Raw genomic sequence first — 11,661 nt, 5'->3', positions numbered from 1 at the left:
AAAGAATACCAGGTTTAAAATGTAAAATATACAAATGTAAACGTTTTTAGGGAATGGAGGTTTATTATTTCATGCAACTAGCAACAGATGAGATCATACGTGCAAGCGCTTTAAAACGGACCTTTGGCCGAGGAATCGGTGCGGTCAACGTATTAAAAGGCGTTGATTTGTCGATTCCTTCTGGCCGTTTAATTGCTTTTAAAGGAAGATCCGGCTCCGGTAAAACAACGTTAATCAATTTACTTAGCGCGCTGGATCGACCGTCAGAAGGGCAAATTACATTTGCTGGCCGCGATTTGACCGCAATGTCGAACCATGAGCGTGATCTGGTAAGACGAAATGAAATGGGACTTATATTTCAATCCTTCGCCCTAATCCCTCTTATGTCTGCCTATGAAAATGTGGAGTTTATTTTAAGAGTTGCGGGTGTACCGGCTAATGGTCGGAAGGAAGCAGCGGTTCAGGCACTTGAGCAAGTCGGCTTAAAGTCGCGCATGCATCATCGACCATTTGAGCTGTCAGGCGGTGAGCAGCAACGAACGGCAATTGCTAGAGCAATAGCGCATAAGCCCAAGCTGCTGCTTGCAGATGAGCCTACGGCGGAATTGGATAGTCGAACCGGATTACAAATCCTGAAGGTATTTCGTGAACTAGTAGAAGAAGCAGGGATGACCATCATCATGACTACGCATGATCCTGCCATTATGGAAATCGTTGACCAAGTGTATGAATTGGAGGATGGACAAATTGTCGCAAAAGATTAAATCAATGCTAAGCTTCTCCGTTGCATTATTAATTAGCGCATCACTTACGGGTTGCTCCCTGCTCCCTGCTGAAGAGAAGGCTTTAAAGCCGCCGCTTGTCAAGCCTGCACAGGAAAGCTATCGAACGGTTGCTGTAGAGAAAGGTACCATTACGCAAGAAGTTAAAGGAATTGGCAATTTGGAATCTATGAAAATGGAAATGGCACGGTTTATCGAACAGGGCGGACGTGTAGAAGAAGTAGTAGTTAAAGCAGGAGATACGGTTAAGAAAGGCGATGTGCTCGTTCAGCTGAACGTAGAAGGCCTTGATGTACATCTGAAGGAGCAACAGCTATCACTCGCTAGGGCGAAGTTGTCCTTGAAGCAAGCAAAGCTGAGTGCTGATCAAGATGCGATCTCGATCGCTCAACTGCAAATGGAAATTGAAGATATAAAGTATGAACGGTTACTGAATGTATTTGAAAAAAAGCAGCTCGTTGCAGGTATGGATGGTCAGGTAACTTTTGTCGAGGATTTGGAAAATGGAGATATTGTCGAAGCCTATCAGACCTTAGTTATCATTTCTGACCAGACTCAACTGCGGGTAGCGCTCCGGGTCGATTCAAGCAGTGAGATTAGCAGTGTAGAAGTCGGTTTTCCAGCAAAGGTAACAATTGGCGAGGTAGAGATAGAAGGAAAGGTTGTCCAGACACCTTCTTCATCGCCAGATACGCTAAACGAGCAGCTCAAAGAGCGATATTCCAAAACCTTATATATCGAGCTTCCTAAAGTACCAAAAGATTCGGCAATAGGGGCGTTAGCGGATGTGAAGATTATTTTACAACAGCGTGACAATATTCTAAAAATTCCTCGCAGCAGCTTACGAGGGTTTCTTGGAAGAACGTTCGTAAGGACGTTGGAGGATGGAAATAAAATTCGTGAAATCGATGTGGAAACGGGCATTAAAGGCTCAACGGAAATCGAAATTACGAAAGGCTTAGAAGAAGGTGCAATCGTTGTTTTGCAATAATACTGCGAAACGTTGTTTCATCGCCAAAGACGGCATCAGCCGTTTACGCTTGAAATATAAGAATGTATAAGTTTCACACTTATAATAGGCTTATATTTCATCGCGAAACGAGCTTTTGCCACCAAATACGGCATAAGCCGTTTACGCTTGGGAGGTTTTCCAGTGGCTTTGTTTGTCATGATAATTMGCAAAATGGTACAGAATAAATGGCTAGTCGCCAGCTTATTTATCGGTTTGGTCATGTCAGTCGCTTTGGTGAGCAGTATGCCAATTTATTCTGAAGCTATTTTGTCTAGGATGCTCGTTAAAGATTTGGAGACTTTGCAGTCTAAACAAAATATATATCCTGGAACGATTTACTCCAGAATGCATGTTTTGAAAGAAACACCTGAGCAAATGAACACAATCTATAAGAGTGTTAATCAATATATTCGTGACACTGCAACCGAAGGCTTTCAAATTCCGGTGCAGAACCTTGTGATGGATATACAGTCGAAGTCTATGAGAATTAGACCGGCGAATGAACCAGATCCTAAACGTTTAAAGCAAGCTAAAACCATCACCTTGCGATCATTCTCAGAATTTGAGGATCATATTCAATTAAAGGATGGACGAATGCCTGCAAGTGAGCCCGTTAATGGCGTATATGAAGTCTTGGTGACAGAACGTGCGCTCATTCAGTATAAGACGGTTCTAGGTACAGAGTTTTTAGTTGATGATGATAAAATTGCCGGGGAAATAAAGTTTAAGCCTGTTGGTGTTTTTGAGAAGAAGCAGGATGATGACCCTTATTTTAAAGATACGAGTTTAAAAGAGCTTACCAATAGCTTTATTATTAGTGACAAGATCGCTAAACAGCATATATTGGAAGAAGCTCGTTTTCCATTGKCTGGCATTGGATGGTATTTTGTACTGGATTACTCCAAGCTTGAGCTGCGCTATATCGATGATTTTATTCAAACTAATGATAACATTCGCAGTGCGATGATCAAAAAAGTGAGCGTTTATCAAGTTGCAACCGATGCTCCAGCTATTGATATAATCACCGAATACTTTGAACGAGCCAAGCAGCTTAGAACATTGATGTGGTCACTTAACGTTCCGGTATTAATTATGTTAGGTTTTTATATGTTTATGGTTTCCAATTTGATTGCTGATCGACAAAAGAATGAAATCGCAGTGCTGCGCAGCAGAGGGGCAGCACGTTGGCAGGTCGTCACTTCTTATGCGGTGGAAGGCATATTGCTTTGCTGTGTTGCTTTCGGTTTGGGACCACTTCTTGGTGTTGTGCTCACCGAGATGCTTGGCGCATCAAACGGATTTCTAGAATTTGTTCAAAGAGTACGGTTGCCTGTAAGGCTTACAGATGAATCGTATCGTTACGGTGCGATTGCAGCAGGTATCTGTTTTGTCATTATGCTTATTCCTATTATTCTTGCAACTAGAGTGTCCATTGTAGGGCATAAGCAGCAGATGGCTAGACTTAGCAAGACCCCTCTTTGGCATAAAATATTTCTTGATGTAATCGCAATAGGATTAGCTATTTATGGGCTATACACGTTTAAAAAACGGCTTGCTGATTTGCAAACCTTGGGATTGAATGCCGAAGATCTCAATATTGATCCGTTGCAATTTGTAATACCCGCTATATTTATAATGGGCGCAGGATTGTTATTATTGCGTTTATATCCTTGGGTTTTGAAGCTGGTATATTGGATCGGCAAGAAATGGTGGCCGCCTTCCGTTTACGCGACGCTCATTCAAGTAGGACGTTCCAGCAGCCAGTATCAGTTTTTGATGATTTTTCTTATTATGACGATAGCAACCGGTGTATTTAGTGCGTCTGCAGCGAGAACGATTAATATGAACACGGAGGATCGGATTCAATACAAAAACGGCGCGGAATTTGTTGTAAGATCGGAATGGGTAAATGATGCACCGCCGCCGACTAGGCCAGGCGCTCCCGAGACAGGTCCTCCCGGGTCAGCTTCAAGCACAAGCACAAGCCTTACTCCTGAGCCTATTCATTACTTGGAACCGCCATTCGAGCCTTTCAAAAATTTGAAAGGGGTTGAAAGCGCGGCGAAGGTCTTCAAGAAGAAAGACGCTTCATTTAGTGTGAATGATGATTCAGGAGTTGCAACATTATTGGGAATCGAAACGGATGAGTTTGGGGAAACAACATGGTTTAGGGACAGTCTCCTGAGCTATCCGATGAACTCCTATTTAAATTTACTCGCATCTGATTCCCAGGCCGTATTAATTTCCAGAACACTTGCCGATCAGAAGAAGGTGAAAGCGGGCGATACGATTTGGGTTAGCTGGAGTGATGTGACGCCGCAGCCATTTAAAGTGTTCGGTATTGTCGAATATTTCCCGACCTTTAATCCGAATCCTCCGATTGGCAGTGTTGATGCAAGTGATAAGTCGGAGGGCAATGCGCCAATGTTAATCGTAGGACATTTGCCGCGTATACAAGTTCAATTGGCGTTGGAGCCGTATGATGTATGGTTAAAGCTTAAACCAGGAGCCTCTACGAATGATTTTTATGAGGACATTGAACAGTCTAAGCTGGCTGTAACGAGTATTGTGAATACGAGGGAAGCGCTAGTTGATGCCAAAAACGATCCGTTTCTTATGGCTCTGAACGGTATTTTGACATTAGGATTCGTGCTTTCTATTCTTGTCAGCTTTATCGGGTTTTTGCTGTATTGGGTATTATCGTTGCGYGGACGAACCTTACAAAATGGTATATTGCGTGCAATAGGTTTATCGCTCAAGCAGCTTATTGCAATGCTTGCGGTGGAGCAGCTGCTCACATCAGGTGTTGCCGTGTTTATCGGTGTTGTTGTTGGGAATATTGCGAGTTTTCTTTATGTGCCTAACTTTCAAATTGCGTTTAATCCGAGCAGCTTAGTGCCCCCTTTTAAAGTCATGATTGAATCCGCAGATTTGATGCGCATTTATATACTGGTCGGCTTTATGCTCCTAATTGGTCTTGGCATACTGGCCTACATGCTGTCACGACTGCGTATACATCAAGCGATTAAGCTAGGGGAGGATTGACGGATGATTCATTGCGAAGGTCTAGTGAAAATATACAAAACAGCTGATCTTGAAGTGTTCGCCCTGCAAGGCCTCGATCTTCAAATCGAAAGCGGCGAGCTGATGGCCATTATCGGCAACAGCGGAAGCGGTAAATCGACACTGCTTAATATGCTGGGCGGATTGGATCGTCCTACTGCGGGAAAGTTGTCGGTTGATGGCAAAGATATGCTGAAGTTTACCGAACGGGATTTTGTACGCTATAAACGAGAAAGTGTTGGCTTTGTCTGGCAGAACAATGCGAGAAACTTAATTCCGTATTTAACTGCTTTAGAAAATGTGGAGCTTCCAATTTTATTAACGGGTAGTCGTAAGCGTTGGCGTGCGAAGGAACTACTCGATGCAGTAGGCTTAAGCCATCGTGCTTCAAATAAGCTGTATGAATTGTCTGGGGGTGAACAGCAGCGGGTAGCAATCGCTATTGCGCTCGCAAATCATCCGAAGCTGCTGCTTGCAGATGAGCCGACAGGCTCTGTAGATTCTCGGATGGCCAATCAAATTCTAGATTTGTTCCGAGAGCTTAATCGGACAATCGGTATTACAGTTGTCATCGTAACGCATGATCCGGACCTAGCGAAGAAGGTAGATCGTGTAGCAGCGATTCGTGACGGAAAGATATCATCTGAAATGCTGCGAAGACGTTCTTACGCAGAGGAGCTTGCTGAGCTTGAAGAGTTCGAGGAGGAAAGCTCTCATGTCGAATACGCTGTGCTTGACAAAGCAGGCCGACTTCAAGTGCCAGCCAACTACTTGGAATCCATTGGTGTAAAAAACTCGAATAAACTGCGTGTTGAGCTAGGCGATGGCAGGATCGTGCTCCTCCCCCCAGAGGAGAAGGAAAAAGAAAAGGAAAAAGACAAGGATTAAAATAGAAGTATTATGCCCACTTAAAATAGGAATAACGGAACTCATGTCCGTTAGCATTTCTAAATGATGTATAAATCCAATAATAAGGGCTATAAAACAAAAAGAAGACCAGAACGCATATTTATCGTCCTGGTCTTTCTTTATCTCCAAAGTTTCTTCCTAAAAAAATATGCACAATTACATCCGTAAGCTAGAATAAATATTAACTCGATTTTTTTAGTGACAAGAAACAATTCACTGAAAATAATATCGTAGCAACGATAATCAACGTACCACCAGCACTCATTAAAGGAATAGCAACTGACTCATTGTCTAGTGCGAAGAGTACCATCCCCAATACCATGAGGGGTAGTCCCACATTGTGCAACCAGAAATGGGAATTCGCCAATTTTTTGGCTGTAAGTTGAGGAAACACATGATAAATAACGCCAAACAAGCCCATCGACACCCATCCGAGGAGATTAATATGAGCATGAGTGGATGTGTATTGAAACGATTCTGATATACCCATGACCATTCCTAGTATAATACCAACCACAAAGTAAACGCTTGCAATTTTAATGAAACGAATCCCCATTTTTCCACTTTCCCTTCTTCACTAGAAATTCTAAGAAATTGACTAAAAGGAATACTGATTTGGTGAATATACCATTCTCCCTTCATACAAATTACTTATTTATACAAGTATTCTGGAGGATTATAACTTCATAAAGCTTGTCTATACAAGCTAATATTGTAACCAAGGTATCGTTGGTTTGGTGACAGATAGTGAGATTAGCCTATTCTACTCTTGAGTACCAATCTGCATTCATCTCTACTATACTCTGCTTTTCACTTCTGTTGTCGTAGTTGACTGTATTTTATACAATCAAAAACGTTTCAAAGACGCTGTATTTATCCCAGACTGTATTTCATACAGGCTAATCGCCTGTTACGAAGATAAAGAGCTTCTAACGACCTATTTGATTGGATGATTTCCATTCAAACACATTGAAACAAGAAATATAAGCTGTTTGAATGTACAATATCCATTCTAATCGCCATCGCCCACCAATTTTTGTACACGGGTAGTGTTCGGTTGAGGATTCGGATGCGCTTTTTAATAACGACTTATATAAAACAGTTGACTTTTTGGTAGCATAACTAATAATAAAATATATAACAAATTTGATACGAAGGAAAGGTGACTACGACCATGCAAATAAATTTATCTAATCAAACAGCGCTAATAACCGGAGCAACGGGTGATTTAGGACGTGTTATGGCTAGAACGTTAGCTAGCTGCGGTGCTAACATTGTGATTCATTATAATAATAACGAAGCGAAAGCGAAAGAGCTGCAATTGGAAATAACCGCTATGGGCAGACAAGCGATAATCGTTCAAGCGGACGTGACGAATGAGCAGCAAATGAATCAGATGAAGGATTCGGTTTTAAGTGAGTTAGGTCATATTGACATTGTTGTTGCTAATGCCGTTATTCAGTATGAGTGGAAAAGTATTTTAGAACAGCCGACTGCTGATTATATTAGCCAATTCGAGTCCTGCGTGCTGCAGAGTGTCTTTTTGGCCAAAGCCTTTATACCAGCGATGATAGAGAAGAAAGGTGGAAGATTTATTGGCATTAATACGGAGTGCGCCATGCAAAATTTCCCTAGTCAATCTGCTTATACAGCAGGTAAACGTGGCATGGACGGCGTGTACCGTGTGCTGGCCAAAGAAGCCGGTGAGCATCAGATTACCGTTAATCAAATAGCTCCTGGATGGACGATAAGTGATCGGGACCGTGCTAGCGGCAATGAAAATAATGAAGGCTATCAATCCACTGTGCCTCTCAAACGAAGAGGGACGGATCAAGAAATAGCGAATGTAGTGGCCTTCTTGGCATCAGATTTATCGAGCTTTATTACAGGTGCCTATATTCCTGTGAATGGCGGTAATGTTATGCCGGCTATTTAAATAAAGAAGCACGAATTATTACCAAAGGCTAGGGTGGAGAACAGCTATGTCAAAGAAAGTCACGATGCAGCAAATTGCTGATAATTTAGGTGTTTCAAAGTTTGTTGTTTCCAAAGCGCTTTCAGGAAAGGGGGGCGTTAGCGAAGCAACGAAGGAGCGGGTTATTCAAGAGGCGTCACAGCTAGGCTATTTCTCACAAAAGAATGTCCATGTTAGAACAATGAAGCATGAACAGCACTCGAAGGTGCCTGCCTTGAATAAGCAGTCAGTACTCGTACTTATGCCCAACATCCGTTTTCAGACGAAAGAATCCCTTTACTGGGGACGTATTTTAGATGGCATTTCCTCGCGTCTGGAGGCTGGGGGCTACGGTATGGCAATTGTTTCAGAACAAAGCGTGGACCATTTTCTGCATTTCTTAAATCCTGATGGCATTCTTGGGTTTATCGGTGTAGGAGAAATTTCCACTCCACTACTGCTCGAGGTGCATAGAATAGGTCTGCCGATGGTGTTGGTTGACCATGAGGATATACTCATTCCTACCGATACCGTGTTCTCTAACAATTATGAATGTATGTACCGACTGACGAAGTATTTAATGGGCACCGGACATAATAAGCTAAGCTTCATCGGCGATGTTAAATATTCAAGGAGCTTCTATGATCGTTTTCTCGGCTTCCGCAGCGCAATTGAGGAGCAAGAGGGTAATCGAGATATAGGAACGAAGGAAGATTATTTGTATTCTGTTGAAGGGCTCGAGCCGGATGAGCTCAAAGAGCCGATCAAGCAGTGGGTGATCAAGCGTCAGAAGTCGAAGACACTGCCCAGCACTCTCATCTGTGCTAATGATAAGATTGCGATAGGTGCGATTCATGCCATACAGGAGCTCGGACTTTCCGTACCAGAGGACGTATCGGTAACCGGGTTTGATAATATCGAGGATTCTTACCAGATGAATCCGGCTATAACTACGGTGCATGTACCTAAGGAGTCTCTGGGCAAGCGTGCGGTTGAGCGCTTGCTTGAGCGTATCGGAAGTGAGCATGAGCCGATAGAAAAAATACTCTTGGCCGGCGAACTCTTATTCCGAGAGTCTTCTGCACAGGTGAAGAAGGATTGAGAAAAGGACAAGCTCCTTTTCTATGAAGATGGACAAGTGTTCCTAAAAAGTAGAACAACTGTAACTATATCCTCATGGCTAAAGCCGTAAGCACCATATTGGAGCTTACGGMTTCTTTTTTGTTGTAACATAATGCCTTTCAAAAACGTCAAATGATGCTTCAAAGAATGAAAAAAACATAACAATAGATTATAAGCCAGCAAAGGTTCTACACGACTCTGTATTTGATCTAGACTTTTTTGAGGATGACCGCATTTTTACCTGGCGTAAAGCCAAGATCACCGATATCAAGATCACCGATGAAAATTTTGATGTGGACAAAGGTGTCTTAGCTGGAATGCAAATGGACTACGTTATCTATTTCGATTCCCCAGATGATAAAGCTAAACAAATAGCCTTATACGTAAATAAGAAAGATACCCGGGTCTTTAAAATCGTGAATGATTCTACTGAACAGTTTTCTTGAAATAGTAACCATTCTATCAGTCGTTTCATCTATAGCATGTGAATCGTTTTCTTGTTAGCTACTACTTCGGCCATTATATTAACTTTGTTAGCGTATTCTCGAATTCTAACGTTTTGGCATTCACTGACAGCTCATTTTGCTTGTCTAATATTAATTCTATATTATGTATTTACTTGCTTGATTAATGAGTGTAATATTGGTTCGTTAGCGAGCCTACATTTCGTAGTAAGGCAACATGAAACGCTGCAGAAGGATGGAGAATACATATGTCAAAAGGAGCTGCGGGCGTGCAGTTCGGTGGTTCTAAGGGTCTGGCAAGCACATTTGAGAATGCAGCATTGGAGCCTGGAACTAGTCCATTAAAGTTTTTATTTTCACTTTACCGAGGAAACTTTTCAAATTTATTTATCTCTCTTTTGTTTTTGTTAATTAAGAGTGCGCCAGTGTATGTCCTACCGATCGTAACAGCCAATATTATAAATATTGCGACGAACCCGGAGAAGCATTCGTTTAACGGAATTTGGATTAACTTCATCGTCGTTCTTATTGTTATTTTGCAAAATATCCCGACGCATTCTGCTTATATTTCATTTTTAAGCCGCGCGGTAAGGCATGTCGAGGCAGGTCTGCGAAGTGCACTTGTTCGCAAATTGCAGCAGCTTTCAATTAATTCGCACCGCGAGCTACCTGCTGGTAAACTACAGTCAAAGGTGCTGCGCGATGTGGAAGCAGTAGAGATGATGTCGAAGCAATTTATGCTCTCTTTAGCACCCGCAATCGTCAATATTATCGTATCGTTCATTATTACAGTGCAAAGCAGCTGGACGGTTTCGTTATTTTTTATACTGACCATTCCAATGTCGATCGCGATTTTACAAATATTTAGGCGCAAGATTCGTAAGTCTAATAAGGAGTTTCGCAAGGAGATCGAGCAGATGTCATCGCGAGTCTCAGAGATGGTTGAGATGATTCCGATCACACGTGCGCATGGGCTAGAGAAAGTAGAGATCGCGAAGATTGATTCAACACTTCGTCATATACAGGGCAAAGGGTATCGACTTGATTTGGTAGAGGCTTATTTCGGTTCAACAAACTGGGTTGTCTTTCAAATTTTCCAGGTGCTTTGCTTAATTTTTACGGCCTATTTAGCCTATCAAGGGGAAATTCAGGTCGGCGATGTCGTGATGTACCAAGGATTTTTTGCGATGATTTTAGGCTCGGTAACAAGTCTAATTAATATTTATCCACAGCTAGCAAAAGGATTGGAATCTATCTATTCGATTAAAGAAATATTGGTGTCGCAGGATATTGAAAATAATAGCGGCAAAATTAAACTACAGGATGTGCACGGACAATTTTCATTCGAGAATGTGGACCTTTCCTACCCGGGAAGTGAGCATCATGTGCTTGAAAATGTGTCACTGGATGTAAAAGCCGGAGAATGTATTGCTTTTGTCGGCGCTTCTGGAGCGGGCAAGTCAACCGTGCTTAATTTGGTCATAGGTTTCCTTCAGCCTACAGGTGGTAAGGTTCTTATGGATGGGATCGATCTGGCCGACATCGATTTGCGCAGCTACCGTAAGCATTTGGCGGTTGTTCCTCAGACGAATATCTTGTTCTCGGGTACGATTCGCGAAAATATTACATACGGCTTGAAAGATATAAGCGAAGCTGATATCGCTCGAGTTGTAGAGATGGCTCACCTGACCGAGCTGATTGATCAGCTCACCGATGGACTTGATACGATGGTTGGCGAGCATGGCGGTAAGTTATCGGGCGGTCAGCGGCAGCGAATTGCGATTGCGCGAGCGCTTATCCGCGAGCCTAAAATTATTATTTTGGATGAAGCAACCTCTGCACTGGATAATGAGTCCGAATTCCATGTGCAGAAGGCGATGCAAGAGTTGATAAAGGGCAGAACGACTTTTATAGTCGCACACCGACTTTCAACTATTCGAGATGCTGATCGTATCGCTGTTATGAAGCATGGACATATTGTAGAAGTAGGTACATTCGACGAGCTCATGGCTAGTAAAGGCGAGTTTTATAATTTGAAGCAGCTGCAGTTGTAATAATTGAGAATCAAGCTGAAGAGGGACTGTTCCGAAGGTCATGTAAATGGCTAAGGGGCAGCCCCTTTTTCCATTCTCAGTAGCAGGTGGTGGAGAAATAGAACTTTTTTTTGGGACGGCGGCATACGCCTATACGAAATATATTTTTTGGCATAGGCTGTTATCATACCGTCAAATTAAGGAGTTTGATCCGAATGTCCAAAACAACTACTACATTAGAAAAATCGGATTCAATTAATTTATCGGCTGATGATCTTGCTCTAATTGCTGCAGTTCTTGTTGTCATTGCAGACGCAGTCGC

At 42.4% G+C, this 11,661-nt stretch carries 8 protein-coding genes; 7 read left to right on the top strand and 1 reads right to left on the bottom strand.

Annotated features, from left to right (window positions below; translation table 11 throughout):
* Window positions 1–71 precede the first annotated feature (71 nt).
* The 4 genes from AC1DWN_RS18085 to AC1DWN_RS18070 all read left to right on the top strand — a co-directional run bounded on the left by AC1DWN_RS18085 (window position 72) and on the right by AC1DWN_RS18070 (window position 5,745).
* The gene (locus AC1DWN_RS18085; protein ID WP_477560301.1) at window positions 72–764 is read left to right on the top strand and encodes an ABC transporter ATP-binding protein; all 693 of its coding nucleotides are present in this window, start codon (window positions 72–74) and stop codon (window positions 762–764) included.
* Window positions 748–1,773, top strand: coding sequence for an efflux RND transporter periplasmic adaptor subunit (locus AC1DWN_RS18080; RefSeq protein WP_477560300.1), 1,026 nt, complete (start codon window positions 748–750; stop codon window positions 1,771–1,773). The genes AC1DWN_RS18085 and AC1DWN_RS18080 overlap by 17 nt, the downstream gene beginning before the upstream one ends.
* Window positions 1,774–1,935: 162 nt before the next feature.
* Window positions 1,936–4,839, top strand: a complete 2,904-nt coding sequence (locus AC1DWN_RS18075) for an ABC transporter permease (RefSeq protein WP_477560299.1) — start codon at window positions 1,936–1,938, stop codon at window positions 4,837–4,839.
* 3 nt (window positions 4,840–4,842) lie between these two features.
* Window positions 4,843–5,745: an ABC transporter ATP-binding protein gene (locus AC1DWN_RS18070; RefSeq protein ID WP_477560298.1), complete on the top strand. Its 903-nt coding sequence runs from the start codon at window positions 4,843–4,845 to the stop codon at window positions 5,743–5,745.
* A 202-nt stretch (window positions 5,746–5,947) separates the two neighbouring features.
* Here AC1DWN_RS18070 and AC1DWN_RS18065 read toward each other — a convergent pair whose 3' ends face one another.
* The gene (locus AC1DWN_RS18065) at window positions 5,948–6,322 is read right to left on the bottom strand and encodes a cbb3-type cytochrome c oxidase subunit I (protein WP_477560297.1); all 375 of its coding nucleotides are present in this window, start codon (window positions 6,320–6,322) and stop codon (window positions 5,948–5,950) included.
* A 618-nt stretch (window positions 6,323–6,940) separates the two neighbouring features.
* On the opposite strand from AC1DWN_RS18065, the gene AC1DWN_RS18060 reads away from it, so the two are divergent.
* From AC1DWN_RS18060 to AC1DWN_RS18050, 3 genes are all read left to right on the top strand, one after another.
* Window positions 6,941–7,702, top strand: coding sequence for an SDR family NAD(P)-dependent oxidoreductase (locus tag AC1DWN_RS18060; RefSeq protein WP_477560296.1), 762 nt, complete (start codon window positions 6,941–6,943; stop codon window positions 7,700–7,702).
* Window positions 7,703–7,748: 46 nt separating this feature from the next.
* Complete coding sequence (locus tag AC1DWN_RS18055) at window positions 7,749–8,822, top strand: LacI family DNA-binding transcriptional regulator (RefSeq protein ID WP_477560295.1); 1,074 nt, start codon at window positions 7,749–7,751, stop codon at window positions 8,820–8,822.
* Between the two features lie 732 nt (window positions 8,823–9,554).
* The gene (locus tag AC1DWN_RS18050; RefSeq protein WP_477560294.1) at window positions 9,555–11,360 is read left to right on the top strand and encodes an ABC transporter ATP-binding protein; all 1,806 of its coding nucleotides are present in this window, start codon (window positions 9,555–9,557) and stop codon (window positions 11,358–11,360) included.
* Window positions 11,361–11,661 lie beyond the last annotated feature (301 nt).

The organism is Paenibacillus sp. P4_A7 (assembly GCF_056402455.1).
The sequence above is the reverse complement of the archived record's forward strand: the minus strand, read 5'-3'. Positions and strand labels throughout refer to the sequence as shown.

Excerpts from the sequence above, each read along its gene's own strand:
- AC1DWN_RS18070 (WP_477560298.1), top strand. The coding sequence starts at position 4,843 with ATGATTCATTGCGAAGGTCTAGTGAAAATATACAAAACAGCTGATCTT.
- AC1DWN_RS18060 (WP_477560296.1), top strand. The coding sequence starts at position 6,941 with ATGCAAATAAATTTATCTAATCAAACAGCGCTAATAACCGGAGCAACG.
- AC1DWN_RS18085 (WP_477560301.1), top strand. The coding sequence starts at position 72 with ATGCAACTAGCAACAGATGAGATCATACGTGCAAGCGCTTTAAAACGG.
- AC1DWN_RS18065 (WP_477560297.1), bottom strand. The coding sequence starts at position 6,322 with ATGGGGATTCGTTTCATTAAAATTGCAAGCGTTTACTTTGTGGTTGGT.
- AC1DWN_RS18050 (WP_477560294.1), top strand. The coding sequence starts at position 9,555 with ATGTCAAAAGGAGCTGCGGGCGTGCAGTTCGGTGGTTCTAAGGGTCTG.
- AC1DWN_RS18055 (WP_477560295.1), top strand. The coding sequence starts at position 7,749 with ATGTCAAAGAAAGTCACGATGCAGCAAATTGCTGATAATTTAGGTGTT.